Source organism: Candidatus Nealsonbacteria bacterium (assembly GCA_026396195.1).
In the GTDB taxonomy this organism is placed as follows: Bacteria; Patescibacteriota; Minisyncoccia; order Minisyncoccales; family JAGGXC01; genus JAPLXH01.
The window spans coordinates 1-18,180 of record JAPLXH010000002.1 but is presented as its reverse complement, the minus strand read 5'-3'; the positions used below and the strand labels follow the sequence as shown (position 1 = coordinate 18,180).

18 protein-coding genes are annotated in these 18,180 nt (G+C 35.8%); 2 read left to right on the top strand and 16 right to left on the bottom strand.

What is annotated here, in order from left to right; genetic code table 11:
• Window positions 1-21 precede the first annotated feature (21 nt).
• From NTU58_00385 to rpmF, 14 genes are all read right to left on the bottom strand, one after another.
• A complete protein-coding gene (locus NTU58_00385) occupies window positions 22-501 on the bottom strand; it encodes a prepilin-type N-terminal cleavage/methylation domain-containing protein (GenBank protein MCX6764158.1) in 480 nt (159 codons plus the stop codon).
• 124 nt (window positions 502-625) lie between these two features.
• Window positions 626-2,209, bottom strand: coding sequence for a pilus assembly protein PilM (gene pilM / locus NTU58_00380; GenBank protein MCX6764157.1), 1,584 nt, complete (start codon window positions 2,207-2,209; stop codon window positions 626-628).
• A 31-nt stretch (window positions 2,210-2,240) separates the two neighbouring features.
• Window positions 2,241-2,639 (bottom strand): hypothetical protein, encoded by a 399-nt coding sequence (locus tag NTU58_00375; protein MCX6764156.1) that lies wholly within the window; start codon window positions 2,637-2,639, stop codon window positions 2,241-2,243.
• Window positions 2,629-3,540: a prepilin-type N-terminal cleavage/methylation domain-containing protein gene (locus tag NTU58_00370; GenBank protein MCX6764155.1), complete on the bottom strand. Its 912-nt coding sequence runs from the start codon at window positions 3,538-3,540 to the stop codon at window positions 2,629-2,631. Before NTU58_00370 ends, NTU58_00375 begins: the two co-directional genes overlap by 11 nt.
• A 6-nt stretch (window positions 3,541-3,546) precedes the next feature.
• Window positions 3,547-4,878, bottom strand: coding sequence for a hypothetical protein (locus tag NTU58_00365; GenBank protein MCX6764154.1), 1,332 nt, complete (start codon window positions 4,876-4,878; stop codon window positions 3,547-3,549).
• Window positions 4,841-5,800: a type II secretion system protein gene (locus NTU58_00360; protein ID MCX6764153.1), complete on the bottom strand. Its 960-nt coding sequence runs from the start codon at window positions 5,798-5,800 to the stop codon at window positions 4,841-4,843. Before NTU58_00360 ends, NTU58_00365 begins: the two co-directional genes overlap by 38 nt.
• A gap of 10 nt (window positions 5,801-5,810) precedes the next feature.
• Complete coding sequence (locus NTU58_00355; protein MCX6764152.1) at window positions 5,811-6,854, bottom strand: type II secretion system F family protein; 1,044 nt, start codon at window positions 6,852-6,854, stop codon at window positions 5,811-5,813.
• 4 nt (window positions 6,855-6,858) lie between these two features.
• The gene (locus NTU58_00350; GenBank protein ID MCX6764151.1) at window positions 6,859-8,541 is read right to left on the bottom strand and encodes a GspE/PulE family protein; all 1,683 of its coding nucleotides are present in this window, start codon (window positions 8,539-8,541) and stop codon (window positions 6,859-6,861) included.
• Window positions 8,538-8,927, bottom strand: a complete 390-nt coding sequence (locus NTU58_00345; GenBank protein ID MCX6764150.1) for a response regulator — start codon at window positions 8,925-8,927, stop codon at window positions 8,538-8,540. Before NTU58_00345 ends, NTU58_00350 begins: the two co-directional genes overlap by 4 nt.
• A 3-nt stretch (window positions 8,928-8,930) precedes the next feature.
• Window positions 8,931-9,653, bottom strand: coding sequence for a HAMP domain-containing sensor histidine kinase (locus NTU58_00340; protein ID MCX6764149.1), 723 nt, complete (start codon window positions 9,651-9,653; stop codon window positions 8,931-8,933).
• A 226-nt stretch (window positions 9,654-9,879) separates the two neighbouring features.
• Entirely contained in the window at window positions 9,880-10,338 is a 459-nt protein-coding gene (gene rpsP / locus NTU58_00335; GenBank protein ID MCX6764148.1) for a 30S ribosomal protein S16, read from the bottom strand.
• A gap of 30 nt (window positions 10,339-10,368) precedes the next feature.
• Window positions 10,369-11,061: a ribonuclease III gene (gene rnc, locus NTU58_00330; protein ID MCX6764147.1), complete on the bottom strand. Its 693-nt coding sequence runs from the start codon at window positions 11,059-11,061 to the stop codon at window positions 10,369-10,371.
• 6 nt (window positions 11,062-11,067) lie between these two features.
• A complete protein-coding gene (nusB, locus tag NTU58_00325) occupies window positions 11,068-11,532 on the bottom strand; it encodes a transcription antitermination factor NusB (GenBank protein MCX6764146.1) in 465 nt (154 codons plus the stop codon).
• A 17-nt stretch (window positions 11,533-11,549) separates the two neighbouring features.
• Complete coding sequence (rpmF, locus tag NTU58_00320; GenBank protein ID MCX6764145.1) at window positions 11,550-11,834, bottom strand: 50S ribosomal protein L32; 285 nt, start codon at window positions 11,832-11,834, stop codon at window positions 11,550-11,552.
• A gap of 120 nt (window positions 11,835-11,954) precedes the next feature.
• On the opposite strand from rpmF, the gene NTU58_00315 reads away from it, so the two are divergent.
• Window positions 11,955-12,605, top strand: a complete 651-nt coding sequence (locus tag NTU58_00315; protein ID MCX6764144.1) for a hypothetical protein — start codon at window positions 11,955-11,957, stop codon at window positions 12,603-12,605.
• 41 nt (window positions 12,606-12,646) lie between these two features.
• On the opposite strand, the gene NTU58_00310 is transcribed toward NTU58_00315, so the two are convergent.
• Both NTU58_00310 and NTU58_00305 read right to left on the bottom strand, forming a co-directional pair.
• Window positions 12,647-13,285: a ribonuclease HII gene (locus NTU58_00310; GenBank protein ID MCX6764143.1), complete on the bottom strand. Its 639-nt coding sequence runs from the start codon at window positions 13,283-13,285 to the stop codon at window positions 12,647-12,649.
• Window positions 13,286-13,484: 199 nt separating this feature from the next.
• Entirely contained in the window at window positions 13,485-14,120 is a 636-nt protein-coding gene (locus NTU58_00305) for a hypothetical protein (protein ID MCX6764142.1), read from the bottom strand.
• Window positions 14,121-14,730: 610 nt separating this feature from the next.
• Here NTU58_00305 and NTU58_00300 point away from each other — a divergent pair.
• Window positions 14,731-17,898 carry a DNA polymerase III subunit alpha gene (locus NTU58_00300; protein ID MCX6764141.1) on the top strand — a complete coding sequence of 1,056 codons (3,168 nt, stop codon included), beginning with the start codon at window positions 14,731-14,733 and terminating at the stop codon, window positions 17,896-17,898.
• The last annotated feature ends 282 nt before the right edge of the window (window positions 17,899-18,180 follow it).

Below are 18,180 nucleotides of genomic sequence, written 5' to 3'. Positions count from 1 at the left end.
TGTCTTTAAAATTTTAATAAATTAACGGGTAAGAGAAATTACAGGTGTTGTTCCGCCTTCTGATTGGGCAAGAGGAGCAGTAATTGTTATTCGGCCGGTAATTTCGTTTCGTTGAATCTGGTAATATGTGCTATAAGCTGCGGCGCAATCTGTTACTCCATTGGCCGGAGAGCCTTGCAACGGATCCACTGCCAAACTTCCTATGAAGTTGGGAACTATGCAAGCACAAAGGTCATAACCTCCTGTCTTTTGTATGTTAGTGGCGGTTGTCGTAGGAATAAGCTGTGTGCACGATGAAGATGTGGTAAACACTCCTTTTCCTTCAATTATATTTTGGGAAACCGCATTCATAATATTCATAATATCCGCCCAGCGTCGAGAATTATTGGCTTTGGCAAATTGTTTCGGCGGGTTAACTGCAGCAGCTATTGCGCCTATTAAAACAGCTAAAATTCCAACTACTATCAATAATTCGATTAAAGTAAAACCCTTGTTTTTCATAAGTTTAAATACAAAAATATAATATTTATCCTCGACCTTTTTGGTCTTTTTTTAATTTTACCTTTTTAAAAATTTTTTAGAAGAGCAAGGCTGTGAATAACTAAAAAACAAATTTCAGTAAATTTTAAATCTTTATAATATAACCCCCAAAAACCCATCCCTCTGTTTTATCTTGCAAAATAATCCTGTACCAACCGTCTTTTTCGTCGGTATATTCGTATTCCTCGTCAGGGTAAACTTTTGTAATCGCTTTTCCGTCAAAGGAAGCTTCATCGCGGACATTGAGCCATCCGGTCGGCGTATCTGTAATCTTTAATTTAGGATTAGTTATTTCTAAACCCTTTTCTTCTTCTTTTTTTTCTTCACTGCTGCTGGAAACTACTTCTAATCCCCCTTGAGGCTCCGGAATAGGATTAGGGTTGATTAATTCTTCCTCCGGAAGGACCGGAGAAACTGCCGGCACTTCTTTGTTTTCAAATTTTTTTTCTTGCGAATTAAATAATCCCGGCACAAACTTAATCGCAAGGATTGCTGAAATTCCAATTGCGCTTGCAACCGCAATCCAAATTAAAATTTTTTTCCGCGGCAATTTCCGGGCAGATGATTTTTTAGGAGATGGTAAATCAGTTTCGGACGTTTGTCTTTTTTTAGGAGTTTTGTTTTTTATTTCCTTTATCAAATTAATTCCTGAATTTTCCGGATCTTTGTCCAATCCCCTCAAAGCGGAGCCGATTGCCGCTGAATAAATAACAGACTTCATTTTAAAAGTTTTTCTGTTTGGTAAATCGTCTATATTAATATTTTCCAAAGGGCTGCCGATAATTACAGATTTTTGCAAATTTTCAGCCAGATATTCTGAAAAACAAGGCAAGAGTGCCGAACCTCCGGTCAGAATTATTTTTTCAAGGCCTTTGCTTTCTTTGTTCTTAAAATAATCTTCAATTTTTTTTATTTCATCAATAATTTCTCTGACTTCTTTTTGAAGAATTAAAAATATTTTTCCTTGTTTCTTTTCCGGACTTAATCCAAATTTTTCTTTCAGCTTCTGAGCTTCTTTAAAAGAAACTTTCAGGCCTTCTGAAATAGATTGCGTAAATTTGTTTCCCGCGGTTTCAATTGAAATGCTTGTTTTTAAAAAACCTTTGTTGAAAACGCTAAAATCGGTGGTTTTCTCGCCAATATCAACAATTAGAATGGGGTCTTTTTTTCCTTTGATTAAAGAACGAAAAAGACTTTCCGATTCCGGCTCAAAAATTACAGGTTCTAACTTGCAATCTTTAAAAATTTCTAAAAACTCGTCCGTTGTTTCCCTGGGAACGGCAAACAAAAAAACTTCTTTATTGTTGATTTTAAAATCCAAATAAAGGTCTTCCAGCGAATAAGGAAAAGTTTGTTCCGCCTCTCTCTTTATGAAATTAAGCTCTTCTTCTTCGTCTCCTTCCAGGTCTTTTGGAAGCTCAAAGGTGCAAAAAAGGGTTTTTGACTCGGGTATTGAAAAAATTATTTTTTTTGTTTTTGGTTTTCCAAAATCGGGATTTTTAATTAATTTTTGAATAGAATCTTTTAACTTTTCTTTGTTTAAAATTTTACCGTTTTCAACCGTTCCCTTTTCAAGCACCGTTCTGCCAAAAACTCTAATTTCAGGAGATTCCAAAAAGCCCTTCAGCGAAATCAGCTCTACTGAATAATCAGATATATTAAAACTCAAAAATTGTTTTTTATAAAAATTAACCATGGAATTAAAATTCAGCTACTTCTTCCCAAGAATAAATAGACATTTTGGGATTAATTTGGCTAATTATTATTTTCATCTTTCTGACCTGCCCGGAAGAACTGGCAAAAACTTTTACGGTCCAGTTTCCTTCAATCGGTAAAATCCGGCAGGTGCCCTCCGCCAAATTTATTGTCTCGTCTCCATTATAACTCATATTTTCTTTTAGTCGCATTAAAGAATGTTCAGCACAGAGATTGGCCAGATAATAAGATTGCAAAGACTGGATTTTTTGCAACTCCATCTTTAAATCAGAAATGCCTAATAAGCCGGCGCTAATCACTATCATTAAAGCTATTGCCGAAGCCGTAATTACTGAAATTAAAGCAATATATCCCTCTTGATTTTTTTGATTATTATTGGACATACCATTCACAATTAGCGTAGGAAGAATAACCTCCTTGAGAATTACTTAGGGTCCAATTCCATCCTGTGCTCTGCCATGAACATCCTAATTGATTTTGACAAAAAGTTTGGTCGGAAAAATTACTACAGATAGTGCACCGACCAAAACACCGCCCTCCAGAAAAAGAAAACCACCGGCAACGCTGTTGTTGAGAACACTGGGCCTGATTTAAACCTGAACAGGGAGTACATATCCCCAAGCAAGTGCCTCCACAACTTGCTCCCTGCGAACAAGAAGTAGATGCAGTTAAAGAATTTCCCATCTTGTGGCAAGAACCTGTTCCATCATTACTGCAAGCGCCACCGGAATTAATATAGAAAGAACCGGCAACAGGACAGGTAGAAGTACAACCAGGATTAGCATAGTAACTGATTAAAGAACCGTAACTATTATGTTGACAAATAGGGTCGCAAGAGCCTCCGATTCCCCAACAGCCCTGAGAAGGCACGCTGCCTATTGCCGTTAAAGTTACCGTTGAGTTTAAAACTATCGCTGCTTTATATTCATTTCTGTTGCTAGGATTATTGTATTCAATACTTAAGCCAATTTTATAAGTATTAGCAATGGGAGTAATTTGGAAATTTATTACCTTAACTTGAGCGGTAGTAAGAGGAATATTGTTCTGGTAAAGAACTCCATCTAAAACAGAAAAAATATTGGGGTTGGAGCCTAGCCTAAGGTCTTTAGTAATTTTTTCCATAGCAAAACTGATATTTTGCTGAACTTCTCTATAAGAAGCATTCTTGGTATTGCCTTGAATAATATTCCAAGTAAGATTGCCAACTAAAACTAAAATAACAGAAAGAATGGCTATGTAAATTATTAATTCAATAAAAGTAAATCCTTTCATGTTTTTAATCATTTATTACTAGTACCAAGTACAGCTAGCATAGGAAGAATAACCTGTTCGAGAATTACTTAAGGTCCAATTCCACCTTGCGTCTGTCCAAATACAACCTCTTTGATTTTCGCATAAAGCTCTATTGTTAAAATTAGAACACGACCGACATGTTCCTGCACAGGTTCCCTCTCCTTCTTCAGGGCTTATAAGCCAACGACAACCAAGTTGATTAAGGCAAGCTAGTTCAGTGTAAAAATTATTACAAGGCGTGCATGCTCCCGAACAATTAGCTACTCCGCAACTTGCTCCCTGAGAACAAGAAGTAAATCGAGTTAAAAAATTTTCCATCTTATAACAAAAACCTGTTCCATTATTACTGCAAGCTCCACTAAAATTAATATAGAAAGAACCGGCAACAGGACAGGTAGAAGTACAGCCAAAATTAGTATAATAACTATTTAGAGAGCCATAATTGGCATACTGACAAAGAGAATCACAAGAACCTCCTGTTCCCCAACAGTTTTGATGTGGTTTATCATCATCCTTTATTGTCAGGACAGCCATACTGGGATTACCCAAATTAACATTAACCGGATTAATCAAAAAAAGATTAAGCGTTTCATTTTCTGTTTCTTTAATAGAATCATTGCAAATAGTAATAACAAAGGTCTTTGGAGAATTATCGCCTTGAACCCAGTTTAAGGTTCCTGAAGCGGTAATATAGTCACAATCAGCATTACACACAGAACAACCCATTGCCGTGTCATCGCTTGTTATATAATCTACTGAAATTTCATTACTGCTCGAGGCAGAAAGTTCAACTGGAATAATAACGCTTCCTCCGTCTTCTGAAACTGAGTATTTGTCCGAATCAAAAAAAACATCAGGTAAAAAAGATAAAATCTTTTGCCAGTTAGTAAGATAAGTAACTAGAATAACTTCTTGAGAACGAGCTTCATTTAATTTCCAGGTTACCTTAGAAATTATTTCTTTTTTGTCTGAATTTATGGTATTTACGATTATCTTTCTTTTCCCGTCTCTAAGCTGGCTGCTTATATTTTCTTCTATGCCTTGAAAAATCCATTTGTTCTCGGAAATTGCCAAACCGTGTTCCCCGATTATTAAGTCATCCCAAGAATTATCCCGAATAGATTTTGTAACCTCGATCCCTTCTCCGGCTAAAAAATTCGCTGTGTTCATTTCCTGAGTTAAAAGGCTTGAAGTATAATCGTTTAATATTAAAAAAACTATACCGCTAAATAATATAATAAAAACTCCTATGGCAATTAATAACTCCATAAGAGATTGACCCTTGTTTTTATCAATACCATTGACATGTAACATAAGAATTGTATCCATTTTGAGAATTACTTAAATTCCAATACCAACTTGTATCTGCCCAAGAACAAATTCTTTGATTCTCGCATAAGACCCTATTATTAAAATAAGAATCAGAACACGACAAACATGTTCCTAGACATCTTCCTGAAACCCAACTACAACCACGTTGGTTAATACATGTTGATTGGGTGCGGAGAAGAGTACAAGGCCTGCATACTCCCGAACAAGCGCCTCTGCAACTTGTTCCCTGAGAAGAGGAAGTGTATTGAACAGCAGGACTTTCCATTTTATAACAATTACCCGTACCGTCTGTGCTACAAAAACCACTTGGGCCTACATAAATTGAACCGGTAGCAAGACAAGAAGTGGCACAACCTGGGTTTACATAATAACTCGTTAAAGTTCCATAGTTTAAATATTGACAAAGAGAATCGCAAGAACCTCCGGTTCCCCAACAATTGAGCGGTGGCGGAGGAGGTGGTGATACTAATTTTATTTTATAACTTATTCTTCCTATGCTATTAATATTTATAATTCTTTCTTCGTTGCCATTGGTTAAAATAATATCGCCACTAACCGATGGCAGGCCAGATAGTTTAGAAAAAACTATTTCCGACAACCCGCTTAAAGAAATATTATAAGGAATGTCAAAAATTTCATCATATTGCAATTCCCGGACCGCATAAGAATTGCCCCTGAATAAAACATAGTTTCCTTCGGCTAAATAAATTCCGAATCTTGAATCTTGCTCAACTGACATTGACTTTAATTGAGCTCTTCTTAGGGCCTGAACGATTTCCTGAGTATAAATATCAAGCTGGTATTTTTTATAAAAATCCAAAGATAAAGGCAAAGTAAGAATCGCCAAGATTGAAAATATTCCAATCACAAGCAAAATCTCAATCAAAGTAAAAGCTTTCTGAGATTTCTTTACGGTCATAGATTATAAATTATTGAGACAGATTACTGGTAATCTGATAAATTGGAGTAATTATGGATAGAGCAATGAAAGCAACAAAAAATCCGACTAAAATTAACAGAATAGGTTCTATTATTGCAGAAAAGTTTTTAAGAGCCGAGTCGGCTTCCTGTTCGTAAAACTCAGCCAAATAAGACATGCTTTCTTCCAGGGTTCCTGACTTTTCACCGACCAAAATCATCTGGGAAAAAATTGAAGGAAAAATCTTAGGAAACGCCTTAAAAGATTTGCTGAGCTTTTGTCCCTTTTCAACGCGAGCTTTTACTAATTTCAAATATTTTTTATAAACATCACTGGTTACCGTTTCATTGCAAATATCAAAAGCTTCCAGAATCGGCACTCCGCTTTTCAGAAGAGTGAAAAAAACCCGGGAAAATTCAGCCAAATTGCTATTTTTATTGGTAGTTCCGAAAAAAGGCATAAAAAAAATAATTTTATGAAAATAAAACCTGGTAATTTTTATATAATTAAAAATTTTATAAATTAAAATTAAAAAAATAAAAATTACTATTAAAAAAATCCAGTATTTTTGTATAAAAACACTGATTCCAAATAAAATTTTGGTAGATAAAGGCAGTTGAGCTTCAATAACATTTAGTGTGGTAAATAATTTTGGCAAAATAAAAATCATGGTTCCTGAAACAATAACTAAAGCTAAGGCAATAACAATAATGGGATACATCAAGGCGCCCAATAATTTTTGTTTTAAGGAGTATTGGTTTTTAAGGCAAAGGCTCAAATATTTTAAATTTTCCTCAAGAGTTCCGCTTTCCTCCCCTACTTTTACCACGTTTTGAAAAAATTTATTAAAAATTTTAGGATATCTTGCCAAGCTTTTATTCAGGCTTTCTCCTTCTAAAATTCTTTTGGAAACACTGTCCAGGGCTTTTTTAAAGGTTCTTGATTTTGATTCTTCTTTCAAAATGTCCAATGCCTCGTTAAGGGTTGTTCCGCCCTTGATTAACAAAGAAAGATGCTCGGCAAATAACATTTTTTCTTTTTGAAAATTAAACATAGGTTTATTTTACTGCTTTTAAAATTTCTTCGAGGGTCGTTAAGCCGTTTTCCGCCTTCAACAGACCGTCGTCAATCATCGGAGTCATCCCCGACTTTAAGGCCTCATTTCTAATTTGAGAAGCATTGGCTTTTTCCATTACCAATTTTTTAATAGGGTCGTTCATTTCCAAAATTTCAAAAATACCCACTCTTCCCAAATATCCGGTTTTCTGACAAACCGGACATCCTTTTCCTTTAAAAAGACAGATGTTTCCTTTTTTAGTTTTTGGCAACTTAGAAATTAAATCTTTGGACAGAAGAACTTCTAATTTCTGAGATGAAATTTCATAGCTTTCAATGCATTTAGGGCAAATTTTCCGGACTAATCTTTGGGCAATAATAATGTTGACTGTGGAAGATATGATATAGGGTTCAATTCCTATGTCAGTAAGCCTGGTTAAAACCGTTGAAGCGTCAATGGCATGGAAAGTTGAAAGAACCAAGTGGCCGGTCATGGCGGCGCTTACCGCGAGTTTAGCGGTTTCGGAATCTCTTATTTCCCCGACCATTATGATATTGGGGTCCTGTCTCATTATCGATCTTAACCCTTTGGAAAAAGTCAAATGGGTTTTTGCATTAACCTGAATTTGATTAATCCCTTCGATGTCATACTCAATCGGGTCTTCAATGGTCATTATATTAACATCGCGGGTGTTTAAAATTTTTAACAATGCATACAGCGTCGTAGTTTTTCCGCAACCTGTGGGACCCGAAGAAATAATCATTCCCCAGGGCTTTTTTAAATTTTCCTTGATAAGATTCAGGTCTTTAGGAAGAAAGCCCAGCTCTTTAAGGTCGAATTTTTTTGATTTTTCCGCCAATACTCTCATCACTATTTTTTCTCCTTCTTCAATGGGAACAACTGAAACCCGGACATCAACTTTTTCGTTGGCGGTTGGAAAGGAAAAATGCCCGTCCTGGGCGGCATCATGAACGTCGGTCCTCAAGCGAGCCATGATTTTAATTCTTGAAACTAAAAAATCCTGAACTTCTTTAGGCAGGGTTAAAACGTCGTGCAAAACTCCGTCAATTCGATATCTTAATATTATTTTATTTTCATAAGGCTCAATGTGGATGTCGGAAGCCCGATTTTCATAACCCGAATTTAAAATCAAATCCACTGTTTTTATTGCCGGCAGAGGCTCTTCTTTGTCTTTTACTTTTTTTAAATCTTCTATATTTTTTCCGATAATTTCTTCAAACTCTTCTTTGATTTCTTTCCTGTAAAATTTAAAAGAATCTTTGATACTGTTTTTGGTGGCAAAATAAGGGATAACCTTTTCCCCTGTTTTTCTTTCAATAAATTCTCTTATTTCCAAATTTTCGGGATTAGCCATTGCAACCTTCAATCCTTCTTTTATCCTTTCAAAAACAATTATTTCTTGTTTTTTTGCCACTATCTCGGGAACTATGCTTAAAACTTCTTTGTTTATCTTTATTTTTCTTAAATTAATAACAGGAAAGCCGATTTCATCGGCAATAAGCTGTCCTAATTCATCGTCGGAAATAAATCCTTTTTCTATAATTATCTGCTCAAGAGGCTCTGATTTCTGGCAGGCTTGGTCTATGGCTAAATTGAAATCTTTTAAAGAAATTATTTCAGTATCAACTAAAATTTTTTTTAAAAGATTTTCCGTAATTATCATGTTTTTATTTTAACCGCCCATTCTTTTATTTTATTAACCACATCAGAAAGACTAATTTCAGTTTTAACCAAATATTCTTTTGCTCCCAAAGAAAGACCCCTCTGAATGTCTGATTCCTGGCCAAGGTTGGAAAGAATGATAACGGGAATTTTTTTGGTTTTTCTGTTTCTCTTCATTTCAACCAAAACATCAAAACCGCTTTTTCTTGTTAGAATCAAATCCAGCAAAACGACATCCGGATTTTCAGAAATTACTTTATTCAAGCCTTCCTCTCCGTTGGTAGCCTCAATGAATTCAAAGTTTTCTTTTGATAATTTATTTTTATAAATCTTCCTTAAAAAACGGTCCTCTTCTATCATTAATATTTTTTGTTTTTCTTCACTCATGTTTTAATTTTTGACAATAGGCAAAGTGAAATAAAAGGTCGTACCGCCCTTCTTGTTTCTGACAAACCAAATTTTTCCGCCACTAAGCTCAATTGTGGCTTTATTTATATAAAGGCCTATTCCTGAAGCAAAAATATCAATCGTCATGGCTTTTTTTGAGCGGTAAAATTTAGTAAAAACTTTTTTTAAATCTTCTTGAGGGATTCCGATTCCATTATCTTTGCAGGAAAATAAAATTTTTTGGCCTTCTTTTTCTATTTTTATTTCAATATTGCCCGGACCTATTTTTTTATATTTTACGGCATTGGTAACTAAATTCTGGATAACTTTTTCAATTTTATCAGGGTCGGTCAAAACCTTAGGAAGAGAGCTCTCGGGTTTTTCAAAAAGAACTTTGCAGTTGCTGGCTTCTGTCCAAACGGACAAATCGGAAATAACTTTTTCCGCTACGTTTTCCAGGGATGTAGGTTTCAGTTTGACTTCAAAATGCTCTTCTTCAATCCGGGAAACATCCAAAAGATTATCAATAAATCCGGACATTTTGATCAGGTTCTCTAAAGCATCGGATAAATATTCTTTTTGAAAATTATTGATTTGGCCGCAATCTCCGGAAATCAAGGCCTCTAAATATCCTTTTATCGCCGCAACCGGGCTTTTTAGTTGATGAGCAATAATGGAAACCATTTCTTCGGTTTTTTGTTTTTTTGAAAATTCCTTTTTTCGCATATTATTCTGAATATTAATGCTTACTTCGTATTAAAGATTACTTCGTATTAGAGATTACTTCGTATTAATGCTTACTTCGTATTAATGCTTACTTCGCCTTTTTGATTATTTTTTTATTTTACCACAAAAACTGTTGATAACAAAAATAGAAGACAAAAGTCTTGCGGTTTTTTTATTAAAAAAGCCCGAGATTAACTCGGGCAAGAATTGCTTTTTTATCCGGATTCTATTTTTTTTCTTCCAAGGGTTTTTCCTTTTCTGGCGGAGGCTCCGGCGAAACAGTTTCTTTTTTTTCTTCGGATGGTTTTGGTTGTTCTACGGGTTTTTGTTCTGCGATTTTTTCCGGTGTCTTTTCCGGAGCTGCCGGAACTGCAGGTTTTTCACCGGGAACAGAGGGTTTTACCTCTTCTTTCTTTTTGCTTTTTTTATGAACGGCAATTTTCTTGCCTTCTAAAATTTTTTGTTTGATTAATAAATTATGAATGGTATCGGAACATTTGGCTCCTTTGCTCAGCCAATATAAAATTCTTTCTTTTTTTAAAGATATTTTTTTAGTTAAAGGATTAAAAAAACCCAATTCTTCAATCCTGGTTCCGCCTTTAGATGATTTCTTTTTTTCCGTAACAATAACCTTAAACGATGGTTGATTTTTTTTCCCTATTCTTTTTAATCTTATTGACAACATAAATTTTGTTTTAATAATTTCTTTTTAAATTTAGAGCCAATCTTTAATTTTCAAAGCTTTTTCAGCGGCCTTTACTTCGGCTTCCTGCTTGGAAGAGCCCTCTCCTTCGGCAATCAATCCTTCTTTCAAAAAAACTCCCACCTTAAAGTGCTTGGCGTGGTCCGGCCCCCATTCTTCTAGAATTTTATAAGTGGGGGTAACGGTCGTTTTTTCCTGAGCTTTCTCTTGAAAATGGGATTTGGAATCCTTGTAAGAGCCTGATTTTATTATCTGGGGAAGTTCTTTTATAACTTGTTTTTTTATAAATTCCTGGCTCGCTTTATATCCCAAATCAAGATAAAGGGCGCCGATAAAGGCCTCTATGGTATTAGCCAGTATGTATCTCCGGGCTTTGTTCATTTCTTTTGACTCTCCCTTGGAAAGCAAAAGAAAATTATTCAAACCGATTCTTTCGGCGATTTTCGCCAGAGAATCGGCATTCACCAAGGCCGCCCGCCAATTAGTCAGCTCTCCTTCGGATTTTTTAGGATATTTTTGGTAAAGATATTCCGTCACAACCAGCTCCAAAACGGCATCTCCTAAGAATTCCAATCTTTCATTATTCCCTATTTTAAAGTCCGGATTTTCGTTCAAAAAAGACCGGTGAACAAAAGCCTGGGTTAAAAGTTTTTTGTTTTTAAAGTTTAAATTTAATTTTTTTTCAAGCAAAGAAAATTCTCGCATAAAAAATCAGACTTTTTTATTTTCTTTTTTTTCTTCTTTGGCTCCGCTTATTTTTTCCATTTCTTTGTAAACCGTGCCCAGAACTCCGTTAATGAACTTTCCCGAACTCTCACCGCCAAAATTCTTGGCTAATTCTATAGCTTCGTTAATCGCCACCTTGGGAGGAACTTCGCTTTTGTCTTCGTAAATCAACTCATAAAGACCGATTCTTAAAACATTCCTGTCGATTATTGTGATTTGTTCCAAAGGCCATTCGGGTGCGGTTTTTTCAATAATCTGGTTTAACTGGGATAAATTAGAAGTCACTCCGTCAATCAATTTCCAAATAAAATCCACGCTTTCCAATCCGGGACCGAATTCTTTTATGTTTCTTTCAACAATTTTTTTAAGAGCCTCCGGTTTTTGGCCGTAAAAATCCCACTCATACAAACTCTGCATGGCGATAGAACGAGAAAGATGTCGGCTGGACATAATTTAAAATTTACTGTTTATTTTTTTGACAAACCCTCTGCGCTCAAGGGCTTTTCTTCTTGGGCCTCGCCTTCCTTTGTTTTAATTTCTTTTTCTCTTTGTTTTCTTTCTTTCTTCTCCAATTTTTGCAGAACATTTATTACCTCAAAGCCCTTGTAATAACCGCAATTCCAACAAATAGCATGCGGCAAAACAAACTTTCCGCATTTTGAACATTTATTTAAAGATGGCGGAGTAATAAAAATATTCCTCCGGCGATTATTCCGATGGCTTTTAGTATGTTTTTTTCTTGGAACTGCCATAATGTTTTTTAATTAAAAACTTTAAACTGGTTTCAATACTAACAAAAAAATAATCATTTGACAAGTCTTTGGAAATTTAATAATAAAAAGATGGAGGTTCTTTAAAAAAGGTGATAATAAATGAAAGAAAATGAAGTAATAGAGAAAAAGAAGAAAGAAAGATTTGATCTTCTACCCACTTTTTTCCCGGATATACGATTGAAAGTGGAACCTGGAACCAAGCTAAAAATTCCTTCAAAAATTTTAGTACTACTCTGCGATCTGGCTCAAACATTTAGCAGAAAACAATGGAAAATTGACAGTGCGCGCAAACGGCAAGAAGAACGAAGAGAAGAAATTATCGATATAGCAAAAGCAAACAATGGTCTTCGAGGGATTATTTCAGAAAAAAATAATTTCAACTTAACTGTCTCCCCTAGTGAGCATATCATTTGGAACGAAGCTAAGCTTCGAAAAAGTGTAGGCAAATGGCGTTCTATGGTAATAAACAGAACTTTTATCGTGAATATTACACTTCCCACGCCGTATATACTTAAAGGCACGCCGATGGCCCAAAAAGAAATAATAGAAAAAGCTATAAAGAAAGCCCTATGCGATCTAAGAATTCCTAAGGAAGACACGGACAGATTAATAAAGACAAAAACCAGTATAAATGTTGACGAGCAATTTCTAGATAGCTTGATTGCTGGTAAAACAGTTAAACTTTTGCCGGGAACAAAAAAGTCAGAAATCACCTGGAAAGTACGAGTCGATCCTTTAAGATCTAAGTAAAATTAACATATCATTAGGTTTTTGCCTAATGATTTTTTTGTTTATTTCTTGATTAATAAATTTTTAACGGGACTGAAAGTTTTTCTGTGAATCTTGCAAGGCCCGTATTTTTTCAAAAGCTTTTGATGAAGCTTGGTTGGATAACCCTTATGGACTAAAAATTTGTATTTTGGATATTTTCTATCTAATTTTGCCATTAAATTATCTCTCGTCACCTTGGCAATCACGGAAGCCGCCATTATTGAAAAAACTTTGCTGTCACCCTTAATAATCGGTTTTTGGGGTATTTTTGAGTTTATTTTAAAGTTTCCGTCAAGAATTAAAAAGTCGATCTTTTTCTTTAGTTTATTTTTTAAATCTTTGATCGCCCTTAACATTGCCAGTTTTGACGCTTCAAAAATATTTATTTTATCAATTATTCTTTCCGAAACATTGGCTATCCCCCATTCAATCTGGGGATGTTTTTTCAAAATCTCGCAAAACTCTTCTCTTTTTTTAGGAGTTAATTTTTTTGAATCTTTTATTTTTTTTAAATTTTTCTGAAGTCTAAATTTTTTTGAAACAAAAACCGCGCAAGCGGTAACGGGTCCGGCCAAAGGACCTCTGCCTACTTCGTCCGTACCGGCTACAAATTTAAATTTTTTTTTCCAAAGATTTTTTTCTTCCTTTAGAATGTCCATTTCTAAATTCTAACATTTTAAAAAATAAATAAAAAAGAAGCTTTAGCCTCTAAGATACATAAAAAAACTTTAATGACCCATGACTCCTATAAACATTAGAATTTATGCCGGACAAAGCAAAAAAGAAAAGAGCCTACTGCGAAAAAATTTGCCGAAGGCTCAAAATGTCAAGAGAAACAAATTCTCAAGACTTTAAGGTTCAGAACTTCCGAGCGGACGCAATGCCCAAGTGAGTACGATCAGAGAAGGTGTTGATATTGATACCTATCCGTGGAGGGATTGAGTCTATTGAATCGATATAGCAGACACCGACGTGACCGCCATTCGAAACCACAGATGAGGTACGAACATTGGTGTTTTTGAATAGATGTTCGCCGGTAGCTAGATAATGACCGATGATGGTGTATACCATCACTTGAGCTGTGGGCACTTCTTCGTCTTTTGAGAGCAGCACTTGCTGTTCTCGCCAGCTTTTCGAGGTCGAGTTTGCCACTTCGGTTTTGCGAACCAGTTGCCATTTTGTTTGACCGTGCTTTTTGGCAAATGATTTCTTGTTGTACCAAGCGCCTTCGTGAGACAGGAAGAGACTTGAGGCTACTTTGCTACGAATCTCTAGAATTGAGAACGGTAAGACCGCTATCAGGATATGGGTATCCTTTAATTCTTCGAGAACTGCTTCGGAGAACGGAACCTCCGAAAGAGCAGCGAACTGCTTTTTCTTTTTGGTAATTCTAGCCACGAAGTGACTAAAGATCTCTTCAAGGCCGAAAAAGTTCTTTCCCATGATTTCACGGCTGCGTTTTGGGCTTGTTGCTAGTCTAAAAGTTTTTTCCATATGACATACCTTCCTTTTTTGTTTCCTGCTTGTCTCGGAATTGAGACGAGCGGTTTAGAAACCAGTTTTCTGGCGTCCAAAACGCTCGCCTCAAAGTTTGAACCTTTTTTATTAAAGAACTATTTCAATTTTATTATTATACCAAAATAATAGAAAAAGTCAATGATCCCCTTTTTAAACAAAACTTGCTGCGATGCTATATAAAATAAAAAAGGAGGAAGAAATATTTTCTCGCTCCTTGTTTTTTTCTTGGAAAAGCGTACCAATAGTTATCAAGACTTATATATTCAATATCCATGTCTAAAACTAACAATTTCTCTCTGATTTTCTCACTATTCTCTTGGGAAGTGGCGTAAACCCTTAAAAAGGGAGATTCTTTTTGCTTGACATCTATTATCTAATGATCAAAGATTGATACTTTTATTTCGTCTACTAAAAAAATCTTGATTATCCCCTGCCTTATTCTTGATGCGATATGCAATCCAAGACCATGAATTTCTATATTTATCATTTCCAACCTCCTCTGTCTTTTTAATCTAAATAATTTATTTGTCAACTTTTAATTGACGGAAATTTTTTGAGGACATAAAATAAGATAAGTTTATTTTTTATGAAATTTACTCACCTCCATTTCCACTCCCACTACAGCTTGCTTGACGGCCTGCCAAAGATTGATGAAATGATAGACCAAGTCAAAAAATTAGGCATGGATTCTTTGGCAATAACCGACCACGGCAACCTTTACGGCGCCGTAGAATTTTATAAAAAAGCGAAAAAAGCAGGAATAAAGCCGATTATCGGCTGTGAAGTATATCAGGCTTTTAATTCAATGGATGAAAAAAGACCCAATGTCGACGACAGAAGATATCACTTCATACTCTTGGTAAAAAATGAACAAGGATATAAAAACTTAGTGAAATTAATCACCCAAGCTCATTTAAGGGGTTTTTATTACAGGCCGAGAATTGACGATGAGCTATTAAAAAAACATAGCTCCGGATTAATTGCTCTCACGGCCTGCATTCAAGGAAAAATTCCCCAATTAATTCTTTCTAACAGGTTAGACGAAGCCAAGGAAACGGCTTTAAAATATAAAAAAATTTTCGAACCGGACAGTTTTTATTTTGAAATCCAGCACCATCCCAATATAAAAGAACAAAAAAAGGTGAATCAGGGGCTGATAAAACTTTCAAAAGAGCTGGATATTCCCTTGGTAGCGACTTGCGATGTCCATTATTTAAACAAAGAAGATGCCGATGCCCAGGATGTCTTAATGCTGATCAACACCGGAGCTGACATTAACGACCCCGAAAGATTAACTATGAAGATTGACGATTTTTCAATGAAAAGCGCCCAAGAAATGGCCGATTCTTTTAAAGAAACTCCCGAAGCTCTTGATAATACTCAAAAAATAGCTTCTCTTTGTAATTTTGAATTTAAATTGGGCGAAACCAAGCTTCCCTCTTTTCAAGTTCCCGAAGGCAAAACTCCGGAAAGTTATTTAAAAGAACTTTCCATGGAAGGGCTTAAAAAAAGATTCGGAATCTTGCCTAAAAAGGAGGTAATAGAAAGAATGAATTACGAATTGTCGGTTATCGGCGAAACCGGCTTTGCCTCTTACTTTCTGATAGTTCAAGATTTTGTTAATTGGGCGAAACAAAATAGAATCGTGGTGGGACCGGGACGAGGTTCGGCGGTCGGGTCACTTGTCGCTTATTTGTTAAATATCACCAACGTTGACCCTTTAAAATATGATTTACTATTTGAAAGATTTTTAAACAAAGACCGGATTTCCCTGCCCGATATTGATATGGATTTTACCGACCGAAGAAGAGACGAGGTGATTGATTACATCGCCCAAAAATACGGCCGGGAAAAAGTAGCCCAAATTATCACTTTCGGAACAATGAGTTCTCGGGCCGTAATCAGGGATGTTGGCCGGGCATTGGGAATGCCTTATAGTTTTTGCGACCGGGTGGCTAAAATTATTCCTTTCGGCTTCTCTTTAAATGATTCTTTGGAAAAAATTTCCGAATTCCGCCAACTTTATGAAGCCGAGGAGGAAGCCAGAAGATTAATTGATTTTGCCAAAAAACTGGAAGGTTGCGCCCGCCACGCTTCCACTCACGCCTGCGGAATAGTTATCTCTAACGACCCGTTAGAAAATATAGTTCCCCTCCAACACCCCACCCAAAACGATGAAGCCATCGTCACCCAATACGAAATGCATTCCATCGAAGATTTGGGTCTTTTAAAAATGGATTTGCTGGGATTGAAAAATCTGACCATAATCGAAGACGCGCTTTCTCGAATTTATAAAGTTAAAAATAAAAAAATCAATATTGACGATATCCCAAATGAAGACAAACAAACCTTTCAAATCTTCAAAAAAGGAGACACGGTGGGGGTCTTTCAATTGGAGTCCGACGGAATGCGAAGATATCTGAAACAATTAAAACCCTCTAATTTTGAAGACATAATCGCCATGGTCGCCCTTTATCGGCCGGGCCCGATGGCAATTATTCCGGATTATATCCAAAGAAAAAATAAATTAAAAAGCGTTGATTATTTTCATCCTTTGCTCGAGCCGATTTTGGCCTCCACTTACGGACTGCCGGTTTATCAGGAACAAATAATGCAAATCGCCCAGAAGTTAGCCGGCTTTACCCTGGGAGAAGCGGATGTGTTAAGAAGAGCTATCGGTAAAAAAATAAAAGAGCTACTTTTAGCCCAAAAAACAAAGTTTATGGAAGGGGCGAAAAAAAATAATGTCAGCCCTGAAGTATCTCAAAAAATTTGGGACTGGATAGAGCCATTTGCCAGTTACAGCTTCAATAAAAGCCACGCCGCAGCTTACGCCACCATCGCCTATCAAACCGCATACCTAAAGGCCCATTTCCCCGTTGAATTCATGGCTGCTTTATTAACTTCGGAAAAGAGCGACATTGAAAGAATTTCCGATTTAATTAACGAATGCAAAAAGATGGAAATTGAAGTTTTGCCGCCGGACATCAACGAAAGTTTCAGAAATTTCTCGGTTATCCCCCATAAAAACCAAATCCGTTTCGGGCTTTTAGCCATCAAAAACGTTGGCGAAGCGGTTGTTGAAGCTATAATTTTAGAAAGAAAAGAAAAAGGGCTCTTTAAAACAATTTCCGATTTTGTTTCCCGGCTTAACTCAAAGGTTTTAAATAAAAAATCTTTGGAAAGTTTGATTAAAACCGGCGTTTTGGACAAATTAGAAGAAAGAAATAAGCTTCTTTTTAATATGGAAAAAATTTTAGATAATCATCGGGAAATTCAAAAGACAAAAAATAACAATCAAAAAAATTTATTCGGCGAATTGTTCCATTCAAATTCCGCGATAAAATTAGACGAAGCGAAACCGGCTACTAATAAAGAAAAGTTAACCTGGGAAAAAGAGCTTTTGGGGCTTTATATCAGCTCTCATCCGCTGGAAGGTTATAGAAAAATTTTTGAAAAAAATGTTTCGCCGATAAAAGATGCAAAAGGAAAAATTTGGGGCCAGGTAATTAAAGTCGGGGGAATTATTTCCAATATAAAAAAAATTATAACCAAAAAAGGGCAACCGATGCTCTTTGTAAAACTGGAGGACTTTCACGATAAAATAGAGATGGTTGTTTTCCCGAGAGTGATGGAAAAAAATCTGACCGCTTTCCAGGAAAATAAAATTGTCATTGTAAAAGGAAAAGTTGATAATCGGGACGATTCTCCAAAAATTATCTGCGACGAAATTGAAGAAATCATAGAAGAATGAACTACTCCGTTCTGAAAGAACAGGATATCCCCTTTTAAAACAAGTCTTTTGCCCTAACAAATCGAGTCAAAATAAAAACAGCAACCAAAAAACATAAAGTTGCCATTAAAAATAAAAAGAGTATAAATAAAAAGAGCTAAATATGAGTGTCTGCTGAAGAAAGGCTCTGCTGACTCTCCAACGCCTCTTGTCTCATATTGCCTATATCTCCTAAGTCGCGAATAAAGTCTATATAATTAGTTTTCTTCTGCCCTTTACTTTTTTTGCTTGTTTTTGATGTCA

What these genes read in the sequence shown, in the direction of transcription:
- NTU58_00360 (MCX6764153.1), bottom strand. Translation starts at nt 5,800, where the DNA reads ATGACCGTAAAGAAATCTCAGAAAGCTTTTACTTTGATTGAGATTTTG.
- NTU58_00355 (MCX6764152.1), bottom strand. Translation starts at nt 6,854, where the DNA reads ATGTTTAATTTTCAAAAAGAAAAAATGTTATTTGCCGAGCATCTTTCT.
- NTU58_00350 (MCX6764151.1), bottom strand. Translation starts at nt 8,541, where the DNA reads ATGATAATTACGGAAAATCTTTTAAAAAAAATTTTAGTTGATACTGAA.
- NTU58_00385 (MCX6764158.1), bottom strand. Translation starts at nt 501, where the DNA reads ATGAAAAACAAGGGTTTTACTTTAATCGAATTATTGATAGTAGTTGGA.
- NTU58_00310 (MCX6764143.1), bottom strand. Translation starts at nt 13,285, where the DNA reads ATGGACATTCTAAAGGAAGAAAAAAATCTTTGGAAAAAAAAATTTAAA.
- nusB (MCX6764146.1), bottom strand. Translation starts at nt 11,532, where the DNA reads ATGTCCAGCCGACATCTTTCTCGTTCTATCGCCATGCAGAGTTTGTAT.
- NTU58_00375 (MCX6764156.1), bottom strand. Translation starts at nt 2,639, where the DNA reads ATGTCCAATAATAATCAAAAAAATCAAGAGGGATATATTGCTTTAATT.
- rpsP (MCX6764148.1), bottom strand. Translation starts at nt 10,338, where the DNA reads ATGTTGTCAATAAGATTAAAAAGAATAGGGAAAAAAAATCAACCATCG.
- NTU58_00365 (MCX6764154.1), bottom strand. Translation starts at nt 4,878, where the DNA reads ATGGATACAATTCTTATGTTACATGTCAATGGTATTGATAAAAACAAG.
- NTU58_00345 (MCX6764150.1), bottom strand. Translation starts at nt 8,927, where the DNA reads ATGAGTGAAGAAAAACAAAAAATATTAATGATAGAAGAGGACCGTTTT.
- NTU58_00315 (MCX6764144.1), top strand. Translation starts at nt 11,955, where the DNA reads ATGAAAGAAAATGAAGTAATAGAGAAAAAGAAGAAAGAAAGATTTGAT.
- NTU58_00300 (MCX6764141.1), top strand. Translation starts at nt 14,731, where the DNA reads ATGAAATTTACTCACCTCCATTTCCACTCCCACTACAGCTTGCTTGAC.
- rnc (MCX6764147.1), bottom strand. Translation starts at nt 11,061, where the DNA reads ATGCGAGAATTTTCTTTGCTTGAAAAAAAATTAAATTTAAACTTTAAA.
- NTU58_00370 (MCX6764155.1), bottom strand. Translation starts at nt 3,540, where the DNA reads ATGATTAAAAACATGAAAGGATTTACTTTTATTGAATTAATAATTTAC.
- rpmF (MCX6764145.1), bottom strand. Translation starts at nt 11,834, where the DNA reads ATGGCAGTTCCAAGAAAAAAACATACTAAAAGCCATCGGAATAATCGC.
- NTU58_00340 (MCX6764149.1), bottom strand. Translation starts at nt 9,653, where the DNA reads ATGCGAAAAAAGGAATTTTCAAAAAAACAAAAAACCGAAGAAATGGTT.
- NTU58_00305 (MCX6764142.1), bottom strand. Translation starts at nt 14,120, where the DNA reads ATGGAAAAAACTTTTAGACTAGCAACAAGCCCAAAACGCAGCCGTGAA.